The 17826-nt window shown below is 64.2% G+C and carries 15 protein-coding genes, 2 tRNA genes and 1 pseudogene; 12 read left to right on the forward strand and 6 right to left on the reverse strand.

All coding sequences use genetic code 11. The features are described 5' to 3' along the window. The first annotated feature begins 162 nt into the window (after positions 1 to 162). From GYK42_RS20380 to GYK42_RS20390, 3 genes are all read left to right on the forward strand, one after another. A tRNA-Phe gene (locus tag GYK42_RS20380) sits at positions 163 to 238 on the forward strand. Between the two features lie 127 nt (positions 239 to 365). Next, positions 366 to 818 (forward strand): helix-turn-helix transcriptional regulator, encoded by a 453-nt coding sequence (locus tag GYK42_RS20385; RefSeq protein WP_166448964.1) that lies wholly within the window; start codon positions 366 to 368, stop codon positions 816 to 818. A 20-nt stretch (positions 819 to 838) separates the two neighbouring features. Beyond that, positions 839 to 1270, forward strand: coding sequence for a VOC family protein (locus GYK42_RS20390; RefSeq protein ID WP_166448965.1), 432 nt, complete (start codon positions 839 to 841; stop codon positions 1268 to 1270). Positions 1271 to 1369: 99 nt separating this feature from the next. Here the strand turns inward: GYK42_RS20390 and GYK42_RS20395 are convergent, their stop codons facing one another. Continuing rightward, positions 1370 to 1909: a DUF2058 domain-containing protein gene (locus GYK42_RS20395; RefSeq protein ID WP_034753528.1), complete on the reverse strand. Its 540-nt coding sequence runs from the start codon at positions 1907 to 1909 to the stop codon at positions 1370 to 1372. A 264-nt stretch (positions 1910 to 2173) separates the two neighbouring features. Here GYK42_RS20395 and GYK42_RS20400 point away from each other — a divergent pair, with 264 nt between their 5' ends. Continuing rightward, positions 2174 to 2479, forward strand: coding sequence for a PsiF family protein (locus tag GYK42_RS20400; protein WP_046682222.1), 306 nt, complete (start codon positions 2174 to 2176; stop codon positions 2477 to 2479). Between the two features lie 48 nt (positions 2480 to 2527). Here GYK42_RS20400 and GYK42_RS20405 read toward each other — a convergent pair whose 3' ends face one another. Both GYK42_RS20405 and ptsJ read right to left on the reverse strand, forming a co-directional pair. Then, positions 2528 to 3247 carry a glutamine amidotransferase-related protein gene (locus tag GYK42_RS20405; protein ID WP_166448966.1) on the reverse strand — a complete coding sequence of 240 codons (720 nt, stop codon included), beginning with the start codon at positions 3245 to 3247 and terminating at the stop codon, positions 2528 to 2530. 32 nt (positions 3248 to 3279) lie between these two features. Then, entirely contained in the window at positions 3280 to 4581 is a 1302-nt protein-coding gene (gene ptsJ / locus GYK42_RS20410; protein ID WP_166449072.1) for a transcriptional regulator PtsJ, read from the reverse strand. Positions 4582 to 4671: 90 nt separating this feature from the next. On the opposite strand from ptsJ, the gene GYK42_RS20415 reads away from it, so the two are divergent. The 3 genes from GYK42_RS20415 (at position 4672) to GYK42_RS20425 (ending at position 10360) form a co-directional block, all read left to right on the forward strand. Next, positions 4672 to 5478, forward strand: a complete 807-nt coding sequence (locus tag GYK42_RS20415; protein WP_166448967.1) for a YggS family pyridoxal phosphate-dependent enzyme — start codon at positions 4672 to 4674, stop codon at positions 5476 to 5478. Between the two features lie 134 nt (positions 5479 to 5612). Then, complete coding sequence (locus tag GYK42_RS29595) at positions 5613 to 7871, forward strand: EAL domain-containing protein (protein WP_166448968.1); 2259 nt, start codon at positions 5613 to 5615, stop codon at positions 7869 to 7871. Positions 7872 to 7963: 92 nt separating this feature from the next. Beyond that, a complete protein-coding gene (locus tag GYK42_RS20425; protein ID WP_166448969.1) occupies positions 7964 to 10360 on the forward strand; it encodes a S9 family peptidase in 2397 nt (798 codons plus the stop codon). 110 nt (positions 10361 to 10470) lie between these two features. On the opposite strand, the gene GYK42_RS20430 is transcribed toward GYK42_RS20425, so the two are convergent. Further along, complete coding sequence (locus tag GYK42_RS20430) at positions 10471 to 11454, reverse strand: cytochrome-c peroxidase (protein ID WP_240943680.1); 984 nt, start codon at positions 11452 to 11454, stop codon at positions 10471 to 10473. Positions 11455 to 11674: 220 nt separating this feature from the next. On the opposite strand from GYK42_RS20430, the gene GYK42_RS20435 reads away from it, so the two are divergent. Continuing rightward, positions 11675 to 12115 (forward strand): hypothetical protein, encoded by a 441-nt coding sequence (locus GYK42_RS20435; protein WP_166448971.1) that lies wholly within the window; start codon positions 11675 to 11677, stop codon positions 12113 to 12115. Between the two features lie 20 nt (positions 12116 to 12135). On the opposite strand, the gene GYK42_RS20440 is transcribed toward GYK42_RS20435, so the two are convergent. Next, on the reverse strand, positions 12136 to 12906 hold the full coding sequence (locus tag GYK42_RS20440) for a hypothetical protein (protein WP_205711483.1): 771 nt from the start codon (positions 12904 to 12906) through the stop codon (positions 12136 to 12138). Positions 12907 to 13025: 119 nt separating this feature from the next. On the opposite strand from GYK42_RS20440, the gene GYK42_RS20445 reads away from it, so the two are divergent. From GYK42_RS20445 to GYK42_RS20455, 3 genes are all read left to right on the forward strand, one after another. After that, positions 13026 to 13101 (forward strand) — tRNA-Phe (locus GYK42_RS20445). Positions 13102 to 13158: 57 nt separating this feature from the next. Continuing rightward, on the forward strand, positions 13159 to 13341 hold the full coding sequence (locus GYK42_RS29600; protein WP_277346649.1) for a hypothetical protein: 183 nt from the start codon (positions 13159 to 13161) through the stop codon (positions 13339 to 13341). 123 nt (positions 13342 to 13464) lie between these two features. After that, positions 13465 to 15912 (forward strand): acyl-CoA dehydrogenase, encoded by a 2448-nt coding sequence (locus GYK42_RS20455; RefSeq protein ID WP_166448972.1) that lies wholly within the window; start codon positions 13465 to 13467, stop codon positions 15910 to 15912. Here the strand turns inward: GYK42_RS20455 and GYK42_RS29365 are convergent. Then, positions 15888 to 16994, reverse strand: a pseudogene (locus GYK42_RS29365) (TCR/Tet family MFS transporter); the annotation flags it as partial. The gene GYK42_RS20455 and the pseudogene GYK42_RS29365 sit on opposite strands and share 25 nt — an antisense overlap. Positions 16995 to 17099: 105 nt before the next feature. On the opposite strand from GYK42_RS29365, the gene GYK42_RS20460 reads away from it, so the two are divergent. Then, the gene (locus GYK42_RS20460; RefSeq protein WP_166448973.1) at positions 17100 to 17738 is read left to right on the forward strand and encodes a TetR/AcrR family transcriptional regulator; all 639 of its coding nucleotides are present in this window, start codon (positions 17100 to 17102) and stop codon (positions 17736 to 17738) included. The last annotated feature ends 88 nt before the right edge of the window (positions 17739 to 17826 follow it).

Below are 17826 nucleotides of genomic sequence, written 5' to 3' on the forward strand. Positions count from 1 at the left end.
CAATGGCCACACTATGCGCCCATCCTTTGTTGAGAAAAATACCGTTTATATCAAATCATATTTGATCCACGCGCAAGTAACGCAATGCCAATCCGGGAAATACAGGAAAAGTCGCGGCCGGCTCTTGCATTCCCGTTTTGGTCTGCTATAATTCGCCACCTTGGCCTGGTAGCTCAGTCGGTAGAGCAGAGGATTGAAAATCCTTGTGTCGGTGGTTCGATTCCGCCCCGGGCCACCAAGAATTAGTTGTTACAGAACGCCAACCCTCGCAGGTTGGCGTTTTCGTTTGCGGCCGAGAAGTCCGTATCGGTCTCCCCCGCTCCTGTGGGCGGTCCCGATAACTAACAGTTTGGCGCGAGGATAGGATGGGTCAGAGTCCCCTGCTATTGCGGCGATTGTTGCGTGCGAAAGATAGAATGGACGGCGCTCCCGATGAGGATTGGCCCGTCCATCGCTTGGCGCAAGTGAGCGCTGTCTCGATGGCGTACTTCGCGCGCGAATTCAAAAAGGCCTTCGGCCTGCCCCCACACCGCTACTTGCTTACCCGCCGTATCGAGCGGGCCACGGCACTGCTGCGCGGCACCGACCTGCCCATTACGCAGATCGCGCTGCAAACCGGCTGGACCAGCCTTGGCACCTTTGGGCGCATCTTCCGCGACATCACGGGCGCAAGCCCGGGCGAGCTGCGAATGCGCGAGCGCTCGGCCCCGCACCTGGGCGAGCATATCCCCGAGTGCGTCATGCGCGACGCCGAACGGCCCAATCTGAACATCGCAGTTTTGGAGAAGCGGCGCAGGAAAGCAACTGGCAAACTGTAGCTTCATTTCAAGGAGCTGATATGACTCAAAGTGTGAATGTGGTCGGCCTGTATGTGCGCGACCAGGACGAAGCGCTTGCGTTCTACGTCGAAAAATTGGGATTTCGCGTCCACACGGACGTCCGAAACGGCGACTATCGCTGGCTGACGGTGCAGCCTGCGGACCAGCCATCTTTCCAGCTCGGCTTGTTCCGTCCCGAACCGCCGATACATGACGCGGCAACCGCGCAAGCCCTGCATGAAATCGTGGCGAAGGGAGCCATGCCGCCGCTGGTGCTGCTGGTGGACGACTGCCGCGCCGCATACGAACGCCTGAGCAAGTGCGGCGTCGAATTCACGCAGGAGCCCGTGGACCGCTACGGGCAGGTGGATGCCGGCTTTCGCGACCCTTCCGGCAATGGATGGAAAATGATCGGGGCTGCGGCCAAGCCGCCGGCGCGGACATCGCCATGAACCGGCGCCATGGGATACGGCAAAGCCACCGCTGGCTGTCCATCGTCAGCTGGTCGCGCTGCCGCATGTGAGCAAGCGGCACGCCGGGCGGTCACCCATTTACCACATCAAATCATCGGGAATCTGGAACGCCGCATACGGATCATCCTCATCCACTTCCGTGCTGGCCTGTTTCACGCGCACGACGATGGCGGGGTCGCGTTCGGCGATCTTGTCGGCGATGATGCGCGGCACCAGTTCCACGGCGCCGCCCAGGCAGACGATCACCAGGCGGCCCGCCACCAGGTGGGCTTGCACGGCCGCCGTCACGTAGATGCGCTCGATCTTGTTATTGAACGTGAAGTTATACGGCACGTCGCCGTTGTTGCCCTTGCTCTGGCGGTTTTTTTGCACCATTTGCGCGATCTGCGCCACGATGGCTTTCTGGTTGGCGGCCGCGTCGCGCTGGGCGTTCAGTTCGCGCGCGCGTTCCGCGTTCTTGCGCTGGGTCTCGAGCGCGGCCAGGCGCACCTCGTCGACGCTTTGCGTGCCGCTCTTGCGCTCGTCCTTTTTTTGCTTGCTCTTGTCCTGGTTGGCCAGCTTGACCTTCTTCTTGTCGACCAGGCCGGCCTTTAAAAACTGCTCTTGCAACGAGACCATAACTACTCCGTATTGAGGGTGCGCCGGCCAAGGCAGCGGCATCGGCCGGTGGAAAGACGCTAGCATAGCAAAAAACAGGGGCGCTGCCGCCGCAACATGGCTGCCCGGGCCAGCCGGGGAGCGCCTTGTGCCTGTCAGTAACAAAAAGACACACTCGAGTGGAAATTTTGTTGATAAATGTCATATAGTTAGTTACGTTCTGCATATCGGCATTGCCTGCCGATTGCATGTCCCCTTCCACTGACTGCGCCTAAAGGATTTACCATGAAACAATTAATCGCCCTCTGCATCGCCGCCGCGTTTGCCAGCACCGCCTTTGCCGCCGCACCGGAAGCGGCGCCCGTCGCCAAGACGGCCCAACAGTCAAAAATGACGACCTGCAATGCGGACGCCGCCGGCAAGAAAGGCGATGAGCGCAAGACCTTCATGAAAGAGTGCCTGAGCGCCAAGCCGGCGCCGGCCATGACGCAGCAAAACAAGATGAAAGCGTGCAATGTCGACGCCAAGGACATGAAGGGCGATGCCCGCAAGGCCTTCATGAAGGAATGCCTGAGCGCGCCGAAGAAATAAGCGCCTCGCCGCTTGCCCCCACAACGCCAGCATCATGCTGGCGTTTTTTTATTGCGCTGCGTACGCCTGCATCAGGCGGTCGAGGAAGATAAAAAGCTGGCCGTTCATGGCTTGCCAGTCGTGGGCGCGCAGGATCGCTGGCTGCTGCACGTAGCGATGCGACGCCAGCGTGGCCAGTTCTGTTGCTGACGCGGCGATCAGCAGGTCGACCGCTTCCGGCGTGAACTCCATGTGGCACTGGAAGCCGTACACCAGATTGCCGTATTCGACGATCTGGCGCGGGCAGCCTTCGCTATAGGCGATGACCTTCGCGCTGTCCGTCAGGCCCGGCATGTCGCTGTGCCAATGCCCGGTTTCCAGAACATCGCCGAAATGCGCGAACTTGTCGCTCGCCTTTCCGTCCGCCGTCAGCATGATGGGGAACTTGCCGATTTCCTTTTCAGGGCTGTGCGCATGCGGCGCTCCCAAAGCCGCGCCGATCAGTTGCGCACCCAGGCAAACGCCGACCACCGCCTTGCCCGCGGCGGCACAGGCAGCAATCAGGGCCTGTTCGGCCGCGGCGTCGAAATGCGGACACTCCTCGCGCGTCGTCGACGGCGACTGCGGCCCGCCCATGACGACCAGCAGGTCGATGTCCGCGATGGAAGCGGGCAGCGGTTCATGGGCATAAACGCGGGAATACGTGGCCTCGTGGCCGCGCTCGCGCACCCAGGTCTCATAGGCGCCCGGCGCCTCGAACGCTTCATGCACGATGAAATGGACTTTCATGATGTTCCCTTCTGTAGCGAGTAACGAAAAAACTATGGCCGGCCCAGCACCTGGGCCAGCACCTCGGCGAACGCCTGCGCGTCCGCCTCATCGATGCTCGACACGGTGATCCGCAATCCCTGCGCCGGCGCCTGCACGCCGAAGGCTTCGCCGCCGCGCACCAGCCAGCCATGCCGGGCCAGCGCCAGCACGGCCGCCTGGCTGCTGTCCGGCAGCGGCAGCCACAGGTTCAGGCCATCGACGGGACCGGCGCAGACCAGGCCTTGCGCCGCCAGCGCCGCCGCCACCATGCCGCGGCGGCGCGCATAGTCGGCGCGGGCCAGGACTACCTGCGCGGACACGTCGGGCGACGACAGGCAGGCGCTGACGGCGTCCTGCAAAAGATGGCTGACCCAGTTCGTTCCGGGCGCCAGGCGCAGGCGCAAACGCTGGGCGGTCTGCCCGTCGCTGGCGACAACGGCCAGGCGCAGGTCGGGGCCGAAGATCTTCGATACCGAACGGATCAGCGCCCAGCGCCGGGCCGCAGGGGGAATCACGTCCTGATAGCGGGCGGCGGACAGCAGCGAAAAATGGTCGTCGACGATAACCAGCACGTGCGGGTAGGCGGCCAGCACGGCGCGCAGCTGCTCCGCGCGCGCCGCGCTCAGGCTGCAGCCGGTGGGATTGTGCGCGCGCGGCGTCACGATGACGGCTTGCGCGCCTTGCGCCAGCGCCCGTTCCAGCGCCCCGGCCTGCATGCCCTCGGCATCGACGGCCACGCCAACGGCGTGCAGGCCGACGATGCGCAAGGTGTTGATGCTGCTGACGAAGCACGGGTCTTCCACTGCCACCTTGTCGCCCGCGACCAGGTACGCCCCCAGGAGGCGCTCGACCGCATCGACGGCCCCATTCGTCACGGTGATCTCGTGCTGCTCCGGACAATCGCCGGCCATCCAGCGCCGCGCCAGCACTTCCAGCTCCGGGTCCACGGTGGCCTCGCCATACAGGCGCGGGCGGTATGGCTTGCGCGCCAGGGCCGCGCCGACGTCGGGCAGCCAGGCCAGGTTCGGATTGCCGCCGCCCAGGTCGGCCAAGGGCGAGCCGGGCAGCAAGCCTTCCTGCTCGCCGGGATCGCGTTGCGCGCGGATGGCCGTGCCCAGGCGCCCTTGCGTGACCGCGATCCCGGCCGTCACCAGGCGCTGGTACGCCAGCGACACGGTATTGCGGTTGACGCCCAGGCTCGCGGCCAGCTCGCGCACGGTCGGCAACTCCTGGCCCGGCAGCAACTCGCCCGCCTGCGTCAGCACGCGGATGCTGTCGAACAGTTCCGCCGCGGTTTTTCCCATGATCTTCACGGTAGTCTCAGACATGATATATTTTGGCATAGGACAATCATACACCGCTCCCGCGACTCCTGCCGCTAAAGACTGACACAAGGCCGACACATGCACAAAGACACTCCCCTGCTCACTCCCACCATGCACGAGCGGCATGGGCGCTGGCCGCAAGCCGTGTCGGTGGACGACTTCCGCCGCAACTTGGCGGCAGTGCATGCGCGCATGGCGACCGCCTGCCAGCGGGTCGGACGCGATCGGGCCGGCGTGCGCCTGCTGCCCGTCAGCAAGACCAAGCCCGAGGCGAGCCTGCGCCTGGCCTACGCCGCCGGTTGCCGCATGCTGGGAGAAAACAAGCCGCAGGAGGCAGGCCGCAAATGGGAAGCGATGGCGGACCTGGCCGACCTGCAATGGTCGGTGATCGGCCATTTACAGACCAACAAGGCCAAGCTGGTGGCGCGCTTTGCCAGCGAGTTCCAGGCGCTCGACAGCCTGCGCGTGGCCGAGGCGCTGGAGCGGCGCCTGCAAGCGGAAGGACGCGGGCTCGACGTGTTCGTGCAAGTAAACACCTCGGGCGAAGCCAGCAAGTACGGCTTGCCGCCGGACGAGGTGGCCGCTTTCCTGCGCCAGTTGCCCGCCTTTCCGGCGCTGCGGGTGCGCGGACTCATGACATTGGCGCTGTTGTCGGCGGAAGCCGTGCGCGTGCGCCGCTGCTTCGTGCTGCTGCGCGAACTGCGCGACCGGCTGCGCCAGGATGCCCCCGATGGCGTCAGCCTCGACGAGCTGTCGATGGGCATGTCCGGCGATTATGAAATCGCCATTGAGGAAGGCGCCACCGTCGTGCGCGTCGGCCAGGCAATCTTCGGCGCGCGCGACACGCCGGATAGCCACTACTGGCCCACGGCGCAGACGGACTAGGCGGGCCGATGCGCCTTGTGGTCGCAGAGTCAATCATGCCGAATGATCAAGATGACATGCTGAAAGATACCGCGTAATATTTTTACCATACTGCTCAGCTCGGCAGCACAGCTCCCTGGGGAAAGGACGGCAGCGTGGCCGCGTCGAACGATCTCGCGCACTGGCGCGGACAGATTTTTGCGCGCCTGCTGCAGGCGGTGCTGCTGCTTGGCATCGTCACTGCCATCCCCAGCGCCCTGCTGGCCGCGCGCGAAGCTATCTGGTCCATAGTCGCCCTCGATTTGCTGGCCATCGGCTGGATCGGCGCGATCTGGCATTGGCGCGCCATGCCCTACCGCTGGCGCGTGTGGCAATTTCTCATCGTCGCCTATCTGGTGGGCGTGGGCCTGCTGATGAAAATCGGCCCCGTCAGCCAGATCTACATGATGCTCATGCCCGTGCTGGCGGCCTTGCTGCTGGGCATGCGGCCAGCCTTGTCGACCCTGGCCCTGACGTCGCTGACCATCTTCCTTCTCGGCCTGCATCCCGACGTGGAACTGCAACTGCGCGGCGTGCCCGATTCGCCCGTGCTGCGCGCGCTGATCGTGGCCCTGAACTTCCTGTTCATCGCCGCCGTGCTGACCCTGTCCTGCGCCTTCCTGCTGCGCCACCTGGAACGCAGCAGCCAGGCCCTGTCGCAGCTGAACGCCGACCTGCGCCTGACGGCCACGGCGCTGGCCCGCCTGAACGACATGGTGATGATCGCCGAAGTGGCCGATACCTTGTTCGACCTCGGCGCGGGTGCGGTGCCGGCCACGCGCATCATCTTCGTCAACGACGCCTTCGAGCGCAGCAGCGGCTATGCGCGCGCCGAGGTGCTGGGCCGCAGCCTGCTGTTCCAGCAAGGTCCCGCCACCGATGCGGGCGAACTGGCGCGCGTCGCCGCCGCCATGTCCCGCGCCCAGCCGGCACGCGCGGAATTGCTGAATTACAACAAGGCCGGCAAGGCCTACTGGGTCGAAGCGGAACTGGTGCCGTTCACGGATGCGGACGGCAAGCAGACGCACTGGGTGGCCGTCGAGCGCGAGATCGACGAGCGCAAGAAATCGGAAGCGGACATCCACCGCCTGGCGTTCTACGACGTACTGACGGGCTTGCCCAACCGGCGCCTGCTGATGGACCGCATCGGCCACCTGCTGGCCGCCGCGCCGCGCGACCAGTCCATCAGCGCGCTGATGTTCATCGACCTCGACCACTTCAAGCACATCAACGACGCGCGCGGCCACGCCACCGGCGACGCGCTGCTGCGCCTGGCGGGCGAACGGCTGGCGCAGCTGATGCGCAAGGCCGACACGGTGGCGCGCATCGGCGGCGACGAATTCGTCGTGCTGCTGGCGCACCTGGCCAATGACCTGGACAGCGCCGCCCGCGCCGCAGCCCAGGTGGCCGAGAAAATCCGCGCCGCCATCGCGCGCGACTTCGAGATCGGCGCGCAGTCCTATCATTGCAGCGCCAGCATCGGCGTGACCCTGCTGCCGAAAATGAAGCAGCAGGCGCACGACCTGCTGCGCGAAGCGGACATCGCCATGTACCGCGCCAAGGCGGAAGGGCGCAACGGCATCGCCTTCTTTGAAGCGGCCATGCAGGCGGGCGTGGAGCGCCGCCTGACCCTGGAACGGGCCCTGGCGCGCGCTCTCGATAACCGTGAATTATGCCTGCACGTGCAGCCGCAGGTTGACCGCCATGGCCGGGTAACGGGCGCCGAATTGCTGATGCGCTGGCCGCAGGCGGACGGCAGCCATATCGCGCCCGGCATCTTCATTCCCATCGCCGAGGAATCGGGGCTGATCGTCAAGCTCGGGCACTGGGCCTTGCGCGAAGCGTGCCGCGCCGCCACGGTGCTGGCGCAGGCGGGATCGCCCGTTGCCCTGTCCGTGAACGTCAGCCCGGCCCAGTTTCGCCAGCCCGATTTCGCGTCCCGCGTGCAGGCGGCGCTGGCCGAACACGGCACGCCGGCCGGCGCCCTGATCCTGGAATTGACGGAAGGCTTGCTGATCGACCAGCGCGAAACCTCGCTGGCGCGCATGCGCGCACTGGCGGCCCTGGGCATCCGCTTTTCCATCGACGATTTCGGCACCGGCTATTCCAGCCTCGCCTACCTGACCTCGATGCCGCTGTACGAACTCAAAATCGACAAGCGCTTCATCGACGACACGCCGCGCGACACGGCCATCGTACAAGCGATCCTGGCCATGGCACGCCACCTGGGCTTGCGCGTCGTGGCCGAAGGCGTGGAAACGCAGGAGCAGGCCGACTTCCTCATCGCCCACGATTGCGACGGCTTGCAAGGCTTCCTGTATGCGCGGCCGATGCCCTTGCCTGATTTCATGACGTGGCTGGCCGAACGGCGTTAGCTTTACGGCATTTCCTGCACGCAACTCCTCCGCTAGAATACCGGCCTCATAGCCTGTACCTTCATCATCCCCTTTGATTAAAGCGATCCCCGATGCGTCTGGTTCTTCCCCTGCTGCCGCTCCTGCTATCTCTGCTGCCCGCCGCGCATGCGGCCCCCTCATCCACCGCCGCCACCACCGCGCCCACGCCGATCACCTTGGACCAGGCCATGGCCGATCCCGACTGGATCGGCACACCCGTCGAGGCGGCGTGGTGGGGCTGGAATGGCCAGCTTTACTACAAGCAAAAGCGCCTAGGCTCGCCCCTGCGCGACACGTTTCAAGTCTCCGGGACGAATGCGAAACTCAATAGCGGCAAGAAGGTCGACGATGCGCAACTGGCCAATCTCGATGGCCAGCAGATGGTCGTCAACCGGGCCGGCACGCGCGCCATCCTGCTGCGCAACGGCGACCTGTTCGAGCGCGATCTGAAAAACGGCGCCTTGATCCAGATCACGCGCGGTGTCACGGCCATCAGCGACCCGCAATATTCCAGCGACGGCGGCGCCGTGCAATACCGCAGCGGCACCGACTGGTTCAGCTGGAACCGCGCGGAGCGCCTGAGCGCCCCCGTGGCCCTGCTGCGCGTGGCCAAGGACCCGGACGCCAAGCCGGAAGCGGACGCCCTGCGCGAATTGCAACTGCGCCTGATCGTCAACCTGGCGCGCCAGAAGGAAGACCGCGACGCAAACCGCGAACGCCGCCACGAAGAGCGCCGCCTGGACGCCACGCGCGCGCCGGAACCGATCTACCTGGGCGAGAAAGTGACGATTTCCGGCAGCGCCCTGTCGCCGGACGGCCGCTGGCTGCTGTTCGTCACGCAAGACAAGGCCGCCGAAAAGGGCAAGCTGGGCAAACTGGCCCGCTACGTGACGGAAACGGGTTACCCGGAAGCGGACGACGAGCGCACGCGCGTGGGCCGCAATATGCCGATTGCGCAAAGCCTGAAACTGGCGGACCTGCGCACGGGCCAGGTGCGCGAGATTGCCTTCGACAGCCTGCCGGGCATCGCCGTCGATCCGCTGGCAGCCTTGCGCGCCGAGCAGAAGCTGCCGCCGTTGAAAGGCAACCGCGCCGTGCGCATCGACGCCCAGCGCGACGGTATCGCCTGGACCGGTGACGGCAGCAAGGTCGCCGTGCGTATCCGCGCCATCGACAACAAGGACGGCTGGCTCGCCAACGTCGACCTGGCCAACGGCGCCCTCGTGCCCGTGCACCGCATCAGCGACACGGCCTGGGTCAACCGCCGCGCCGAGGAATTCGGTTGGCTGCCCGACAACGCCACCCTGTGGTATCTGTCCGAGGAAAGCGGCTACGCCCATCTGTACACGAAACAGGGCGCGGCTCCGGCGCGCGCGCTGACCAGCGGCCAGTGGGAAGCGAGCGCCGTCGAATGGAGCCGCGACGGCAAGAATGCCTATTTCATGTGCAACCGGCAGGCGCCAGGCACATATGAAGTGTGCGCCAGCACGGCCAGGGACGGCGGCGCGCGCGAAGTGACGAATTTGAAAGGCGTGGAAAACTTCGGCCTGTCGCCCGATAACGGCAAGCTGCTGCTGCGCTATTCGACCAGCTATATGCCGGCCCAACTGGCGACGATTCCCGTTGCGGGCGGCAAGGCCAATATCCTCACGGATACGCGCAGCGACGCCTTCAAGGCGCGCAACTGGGTCATGCCGAAACTGGTGCAAGTACCGTCCACGCATGGCGCGGCGCCGATCTGGGCCAAGCTGTACCGACCTAAGCAGCTGGAAGCGGGCAAGCGCTACCCGATCGTCATGTTCGCGCACGGCGCCGGCTACCTGCAGAATGTGACCGAGCGCTATCCCGTCTACTTCCGCGAACAGATGTTCCACAACCTGCTGGTCGAGCAAGGTTATATCGTGCTCGACGTCGACTACCGCGCCTCGCTCGGTTACGGCAGCGCCTGGCGCACGGCCATCTACCGCCAGATGGGCCACCCGGAACTGGAAGATTTCATCGACGGCGCCAACTGGCTGGCGCAGCAGCATCAGGGCGACATCCAAAACGTGGGCATCTATGGCGGCAGCTATGGCGGCTTCATGAGCCTGATGGCCCTGATGCGCGCACCGGACATCTTCAAGTCGGGCGCCGCCCTGCGCCCCGTGACGGACTGGACCACCTACAACCACGAGTACACGGCCAACATCCTGAACACGCCGGACATCGATCCGCAAGCGTACAAGATTTCGTCGCCGATCGAATACGCGGACAAGCTGACGGGCAACCTCCTGATCGCCCACGGCATGATCGACGATAACGTGTTTTATCAGGATTCCGTGCGCCTGTCGCAGCGTCTGATCGAGCTGAAAAAGGATAACTGGGAAATGGCCAGCTACCCGATGGAGCGCCACGGCTTCGTGCAGCCGGAAGCGTGGTATGACGAGTACCGCAGGATTTATCAGTTGTTCCAGCGGACGTTGAAGTAAGCGATATCTGCAAAAAATGTCGGATTACGCGGCTACGCCGCTAATCCGACCTACGCCGGAGAGAGTAGGTCGGATTAGCCCGCAAGGGCGTAATCCGACACCACACTCACTCAGTCAAACGGCACCGGCCGCGGCGTCGTGTCCGACGATGGCGGCAGGATTGGCAGCACGATGTGCGGCTGCTTGCCCGTCAGGGTCCTCAGGAAGGCCACCAGTTTCGCGTTTTCGCCGGGCGTAAACGTGCGGCCCAGCTGCAAGCGGCCCATCACGTCGACGGCTTGCGTCAGGGTCGCCGCCTCGCCATCGTGGAAGTACGGATACGTCAGCTCCACGTTGCGCAAGGTCGGCACCTTGAAGTTGAAACGGTCCGCATCCTTGCCCGTCACGGCCGAGCGCCCTTCTGCCGTCATCGCCGTTTTATATGGTTCCACCACGCCCATCTTCTGGAAAGTGTTGCCGCCCACGGCGGGACCGTTATGGCAGGCGATGCAGCCGCTCGACTTGAACAGCTGGTAGCCGGCCAGCTCGTCTTTCGTCAGCGCGCTTTTCTTGCCCGACAGCCATTGATCGAAGCGCGAACCGGGCGTCACCAGCACTTCCTCGAAGGCGGCGATGGCGCGCGTAACTTGCTCGATGGTCAGCTTGTCCTGGCCAAACACTTGCCTGAACTCCGCGCGGTAGGCGGGAATCGAGGCCAGCACGTCGATGGCCAGCTCGTGCGTAAAAGCCATCTCGCCGGGATTGGCGATGGGGCCGCCCGCCTGCTCCTGCAAATCCTTGGCGCGGCCATCCCAGAATTGCGCCACGTTCATGCCGGCATTGAGCACGGTGGGCGAATTGATGGGCCCGCGCTGCCAGTTGTGGCCGATCGATGTCTTGATATTGTCCGTGCCGCCCATGCTCAGGTTATGGCAGCTGTTGCAGGAAATAAAGCCCGAACGCGACAGGCGCGGGTCGAAAAACAGTTTTTTGCCCAGCTCGACCATCGCTGGATTGGCCACCTTGGCGGCGGTAATCGGCTGGATCGGCTCCTTGCTGGCGGCGTGCAGTGCGCCGCTGAAAGCGAGGCTGGCAATAAAGAGAAAGGGGGACATGGTGCGGCGCATAGTCTAACTCCTGGAAACATTCCCGAATCGGCGGCGCGCACCGGCGCGGGAATGCAGCGCGCCGGCCCGGTCGCCACCCGTACATCGCTGATTTGATGTTGATTTATATTAACTTTGACGGGTTGACAATGGAAATGACCGGGGTCAAGGATCGAGCAGCATACGAATCGCGCTTGCCATTTACGCAAGCGTGGCACATGATGAAGGCATGAAAACGCCTACCTACCCCACCCTGTTGCCACTGCTGCGCACCGCCTGCGCCAGCGTCCTGCTGCTGGCCGCCAGCGCCTGCGGCAGCGCCCCCACGCAAGATGATGCGCCGCCCGCCCCCGGCAATGCCGGCTTGCTGGCGCAAATCCAGGCGGAAGTGGGCGTAGCCGCCTGCGATTCCACCCAGCAATGCCAGACCATCGCCATCGGCGCCAAGGCTTGCGGAGGACCCGAGCGCTACCTGGCCTGGTCCAGCAAGGGCAATGACGGCAAGAAACTCAAGGCACTGGCCCAGGCGCAAGCCGAGGCCAGCCGCAAGCAGCAGCAAGCGGACGGCATGATGTCGACCTGCTCCATCGTCACGGACCCGGGCGCCACCTGCGAAGCGGGACGCTGCGTGCTGCAAAAGAGCGCCATGGGCGGCAGCGCCGCCATGTAATGGAATGATTCAGCAACACGTCAGGACTGCAATTGCAGGGTCTTGACGATCTTGCTTTCCACCTTCTCGCCCGCGCCCGAGGTGGCATTCTTGCTTTCCTTGCGCAACAGCAACAAATGGTCGCCGCTGACGCCATACTGGCGCGTCTCGTCCGTCTTTTGCGTAAAGCTGACGACGACAAAGGCGCGCCCGCTGACGTCGAAGTGAAAACGGCTGGCCAGCGGCGTGCCATCCGCGGCGATCCACACCTCGATGCCGCCTTCGAACTTCTTCACATATTTGCGGTCTTTCTCAGGCACCTTGTCGAGCGACAAGGTAAAGCTGAGCAGGCGCGCCGGCTTGCCCTTGTAGCTATCCACTTTTTCACTGCTGAACACGGCTTCCTCGATCTCGCGCGACAAAGAGTCCGCCGCCGACACCATGGAGCGCAGCTCCGTCGCCTTCATTTCCCCCAGCGCAAAGCCGATCGGCGCCTTGACCTTCGGATCTTTCACCTTGGCGCGCTGCTCGGCCTCCACTTTCGCCAGCAGGTCCTTGCCGTAGAGCACTTGCAAGCCCGCCGGCCCGCTGTCGACGGTGACCGTGGCCTGGCCGCTATCTTCTTCCGCCTCCTTGCCCTCGCCTTCCCGGCGCCAGCTTTTCGATTCCACCTGCGCCTTGATCGGCGTCTGCCCTTGCAGCCGCGCCAGCGCCGCATTCAGATCGGCCAACCCATCGGCCCGCGCCACACCGCACACCACGCTGAACAAGCCGCCCAGCACCAGCCATTGCACGCCATTACGTCGCTGCATCGCCACATCCCTTCAGTTCATACAAGGATGCCAAAACACCATGTTTTGGCCATCTGTTGCATTTGAACACAGCTAGCTCTGGTCAGGTAGAAAGTCTTTCTGCTATAATTCGCCGCCTTGGCCTGGTAGCTCAGTCGGTAGAGCAGAGGATTGAAAATCCTTGTGTCGGTGGTTCGATTCCGCCCCGGGCCACCAAGAATTCAGCGTCACATAGCAAAAAGCCAACCTTCGGGTTGGCTTTTTTGTTTTCCTTTGCACAAAACCTCCCCCATTCCCGGCCCTGCAGGCGCGCCTGGTCCTGCCGGCGCGACCGGTGCCACCGGCGCCACGGGCCAGACCGGCGACAGCGGCATGCAAGGCAACGATGGCGCCAAAGACGACACTGGCGCCAAAGGCAAACAGGGCGACACGGTGATTGTCGGCCCGCAACGTTAATACGCTTCACGCCTGACACCACAACGCCAAGCCATCCGGTTGGCGTTGTGCGTATGCGCTGTACCGCACAGTAACATTCGCCATCTCGGCCTATCCTGTCGTCATATAACAGGGAGATATCGCATGCTGACGCTCATATTGCTGGTGGCCCTGCTGGGCCTGGTTGTACTGTTCGCGCCCGGCCCCGTGCGCCGCGCCCTGGTGACTCCGCACTTGCTGGCCCTGTTCAAGCGCATTTTGCCGACGATGTCCGACACGGAGCGCGACGCGCTCGAAGCGGGCACCACGTGGTGGGATGCGGACCTGTTTTCCGGCCGGCCCGACTGGCCAAAACTGCTGGGCTATGGACGCGCCTCGCTCACTGCCGAGGAACGCCACTTTCTTGAACACGACGTCGAACGCCTGTGCGAGCTGGTCGATGACTGGGAAACGCAGCAGCAACTCGACTTGCCGCCGCAAGCCTGGGACTACATGAAGACGCAAGGTTTCCTCGGCATGATCATTCCCAAGCAATACGGCGGCAAGCAATTCTCCGCCTACATGCATTCGCAAGTGGTGATGAAACTGTCGAGCCGCTGCTCGGCGCTGGCCGTGACCGTGATGGTGCCCAACTCGCTGGGACCGGCCGAACTGCTGCTGCACTACGGCACCGAGGAACAGAAAAACCATTACTTGCCGCGCCTGGCCGCCGGCACCGAGATTCCCTGCTTTGCCCTGACCAGCCCGTATGCGGGCTCCGACGCGGCCGCCATTCCCGACCTGGGCGTCGTGTGCATGGGCATGCATGAAGGAAGATCGACCCTGGGTTTCCGCCTCACGTGGAACAAGCGCTACATCACCCTGGCGCCCGTGGCGACCTTGCTGGGACTGGCATTCCAGACCAGCGATCCCGACCACTTGCTCTCCGACAACGACGCGCCCGGCATCACTTGCGCGCTGATCCCCGCCAGCCACGACGGCGTGGTGATCGGCCGCCGCCACCATCCCTTGAACGCCGCCTTCCAGAACGGCCCCACGTCAGGCAACGATGTGTTCATCCCCATCGACTGGGTCATCGGCGGCCAGGCGCAAGTGGGCAAAGGCTGGCGCATGCTGATGGAGTGCCTGGCAGCCGGGCGCGCCATTTCGCTGCCCTCGTCCAGCGTGGGCATGGGCAAGATGGCCGTGCGCGGCACCGGCGCGTATGCGGCCGTGCGGCGCCAGTTCAACATGCCTATCGGCAAGTTCGAAGGGGTGCAGGAAGCGCTGGCACGCATGGGCGCCAACCTGTACCTGATGGACGCGGCCCGCACCCTGGCCGCGCACGCCGTCGACCTGGGCGAAAAGCCGGCCGTCATTTCCGCCATCGTCAAATACCACGTCACGGAACGGGGCCGCGCGCTCGTCAATGACGGCATGGATATCCTCGGCGGCAAGGGCATCTGCATCGGCCCCAACAATTTCCTCGCCAGCGCCTACCAGCAAATCCCCATCGCAATTACCGTCGAAGGCGCCAATATCCTCACACGCAGCCTGATCATCTTCGGCCAGGGCGCCATCCGCGCGCATCCGTATGTACTCAGGGAAATGGCCGCCGTCAGCGAAGGCGACGGCCGCAAAGCCATACGGGATTTTGATTCCGCCTTCTTTGGCCACGTGGGCTTTGTGCTGGGTAACCTGGTCAGGGGATTGTGGTACGGACTGGGCGGCGCGCGCCTTGCGGCAGCGCCCGACGCCGGCGCGCCCGTACTGGCGCCCTACTATCGTGCCCTGACGCGGCTGTCGACAGCGTTTGCCGTCATGACGGATATGTCGATGTTCGTGCTCGGCGGCGAGCTCAAACGCCGCGAACGGCTGTCCGCCCGTCTGGGCGACGTGCTGGCGCAGTTATATCTGGCGTCATCCGTGCTGAAGCGCTACGAAGACGATGGCCGGCCCGAGGCCGACCTGCCCTATGTGCACTGGTCGCTGCAGGACGCGCTGGTCAAGGCCCAGCAAGGCTTGACGGGCGTGCTGGACAATTTCCCTGCGCGCGTGCTGGCCGTGCTGCTGCGCACCTTGCTGTTCCCGTTTGGCTTGCCCCATCGCCCGCCATCCGACGAACTCGGCAGTGAAGTGGCGCTGGCCCTGCAAACGCCGGGCGCCGACCGCGAGCGCCTGCTGGCCGACGGTTATGTGGCCACCGACAGCAGCGATCCCGTGGCCTGCGCCGAGCGGGCACTAGTACTGCTACCCGACGTCCTGCACATCGAAAAACGCCTGAAAGACACGCCCGAAGGCGCGGCCCTGCGACACCTGCCGCAAAGCCTGTCCGCCATGCAGCAGTGGCTGGCCGCAGCCAAGGCGGCGGGCTCGCTCAGCTGCCAGGAGCACAATAGCTTGCTCGACTATGCGCGCCTGGTCGACGGCTTGATACAGGTCGACGATTTTGCGCCCGCCGCCAAGCAGGAAACGCCGGCATCCTATCCGCGCGACGATGCCGGCGTGGTCGACGCCAGCGACAAGCCAAGCACGAGCGGCACCAGCGCCGCGTACACGACAATCACGGACAGCCAGACGGCGCCGGGCCAGTATGCCCTGACGCCAAAATAGATGCTGGAAAACACCAGCGGACACAGCACGGATGCCAGGCTCACGGCCGAGGCCAGCACGCCCTGAAACTGGCCTTGCCGGTCCTCGGAAACCTGGCGCGTGGCCAGCGACTGCAGGGCTGGCGCGCCGATGCCGCCCAGGGCGAACACGGGCATGATGGCGAAGATCATCCAGCTGCGCGTGGCAAAGGCCATGACGATCAATGCCACGCAGGCGCAGGCCACGCCTGCCAGGATGGTGGCGCGCTCGCCCAGCAGTTTCACGGCGGGACCGGGCAAGAAGGCTTGCGCCAGCGTTTGGCACACGCCAAAAGCCCCCAGCGACAGGCCGATCCACAATCCATTCCACGCGAACGCATCGTGCCCCCACAAGGCCCAGCACACGCCATACACTTCGCCGGCCGCGCTGAAGGTAAAGAAGATGACGGTAATCGGCAGCAAGCTTTTCTCCGAGAAAACCCAGCGCAGCGGGCGCAAGGGGTTCAGTGCCGCCAGGTCGATTTTTTCGCCTGTCGGCGTACGTGATTCGGGCAAAGTAAAAAACGCCAGCAGCAGGTTGCCAGCATTCAAAACGGCAGCCGCCATGAACGGCAGGCGCAGGCCGTAGTCGCCAAGCGCGCCGCCCAGCACGGGACCGATGATGAAGCCAGCGCCGAACATGGCGTTGAGCAAGCCGAAGCGGCGCGCCCGTGTCGCCTCGGGAGAAATGTCCGTGATGTAGGCAGTGGCCACGGACACGTTGGCACTCGTCAACCCCGCGATGGCGCGCCCCAGCAGCAGCATCCACAGGCTCGGCGCAAAGGCGAGGAACAGGTAATTGACGGCCGCGCCCGCCAAGGAAAGCAGCAGCACGGGACGCCGGCCCAGGCGGTCGCTCAGCGCTCCCAGCACGGGCGCAAAGATGAATTGCATCAGCGCATACAGGGCCGTCATGATGCCGATATACGGCGCCACGTTATCGGCATGCGTGACATCGCGCAGCAGCGCGGGCAGGATAGGGAAGATCAGGCCGATACCGACGGCGTCGAGCACGACGGTAGCGAAAATGACAGGCAGCGCCGCCACAGGAATGGTTTCTTTCATATACTCAATCTAAATATATACTCAGTACATAAATAGTACGCCCGGTCTTGCCACGCCATCAAGCGTTATCTGTACTCAGTACACTTCGTGTATGATCGAGGCAACATGACGATTCCCACCGACCTCCGTTCCCGCAAACGCCTTGCCACCCGACAAGCCATCTCGAATGCCGCCACGCGGCTGTTCTTCGTGCACGGTTTCGACCGGGTGACGGTGGACGAGATCGCGGCGGCCGCCAATGTGGGACGCATGACGGTGTTCAACCACTTCCCGCGCAAGGAAGACATGTTCTTCGACCGAGAGGAAGAGGGCCGCGAACTGCTGCGCGCCGCCTTGCGCCAGCGCGAACCCGCCATCGCGCCCATCGAAACCCTGCGCCTGCTCGCGCACCGGCTCGTCCTTGAAGACAGTCCCTACATCGCGTTTTCCGCTGCCGGCCAGGGTTTCATTGCCACCATCGAGGCCAGCGATACCTTGAAGGCCCGGGCACGGGCGATCCGCGACGAGCTGGCGCACGTGGTCGCGCAAGCGCTGACGGAATCCACGGGGCGCGATGCAAACGATCCCCTCGCCAACCTGGCGGCCAGCCTGCTGCTGGCCACCTGGAGCACCGCCCTCATCGAAGCTCACCGCGCCTTCGCGCGGCATGGCGATGCGCAGCTGGCCAAGGCCGGCTTTCTCGCCTTGGTGGACCAGGGGCACACTGGCTTGAACGCGGCCATGGCGGGCACGCCTTACGCCTGAAGCTATCGGGCGCCGGATGCAATTCCCTTGACCCAAGGCAATGCAATACAGCGCCAGCCAGCATAAGATCGCCGGCTTTGCCCATCCT

This window comes from Janthinobacterium lividum (genome assembly GCF_011601275.1).
Lineage (GTDB): Bacteria > Pseudomonadota > Gammaproteobacteria > Burkholderiales > Burkholderiaceae_D > Janthinobacterium > Janthinobacterium lividum_E.

Coding starts and splice junctions, on each gene's coding strand:
- GYK42_RS20385 (WP_166448964.1), top strand. CDS start 366: ATGGGTCAGAGTCCCCTGCTATTGCGGCGATTGTTGCGTGCGAAAGAT.
- GYK42_RS20390 (WP_166448965.1), top strand. CDS start 839: ATGACTCAAAGTGTGAATGTGGTCGGCCTGTATGTGCGCGACCAGGAC.
- GYK42_RS20395 (WP_034753528.1), bottom strand. CDS start 1,909: ATGGTCTCGTTGCAAGAGCAGTTTTTAAAGGCCGGCCTGGTCGACAAG.
- GYK42_RS20400 (WP_046682222.1), top strand. CDS start 2,174: ATGAAACAATTAATCGCCCTCTGCATCGCCGCCGCGTTTGCCAGCACC.
- GYK42_RS20405 (WP_166448966.1), bottom strand. CDS start 3,247: ATGAAAGTCCATTTCATCGTGCATGAAGCGTTCGAGGCGCCGGGCGCC.
- GYK42_RS20415 (WP_166448967.1), top strand. CDS start 4,672: ATGCACAAAGACACTCCCCTGCTCACTCCCACCATGCACGAGCGGCAT.
- GYK42_RS20425 (WP_166448969.1), top strand. CDS start 7,964: ATGCGTCTGGTTCTTCCCCTGCTGCCGCTCCTGCTATCTCTGCTGCCC.
- GYK42_RS20430 (WP_240943680.1), bottom strand. CDS start 11,454: ATGTCCCCCTTTCTCTTTATTGCCAGCCTCGCTTTCAGCGGCGCACTG.
- GYK42_RS20435 (WP_166448971.1), top strand. CDS start 11,675: ATGAAAACGCCTACCTACCCCACCCTGTTGCCACTGCTGCGCACCGCC.
- GYK42_RS20440 (WP_205711483.1), bottom strand. CDS start 12,906: ATGCAGCGACGTAATGGCGTGCAATGGCTGGTGCTGGGCGGCTTGTTC.
- GYK42_RS20455 (WP_166448972.1), top strand. CDS start 13,465: ATGCTGACGCTCATATTGCTGGTGGCCCTGCTGGGCCTGGTTGTACTG.
- GYK42_RS20460 (WP_166448973.1), top strand. CDS start 17,100: ATGACGATTCCCACCGACCTCCGTTCCCGCAAACGCCTTGCCACCCGA.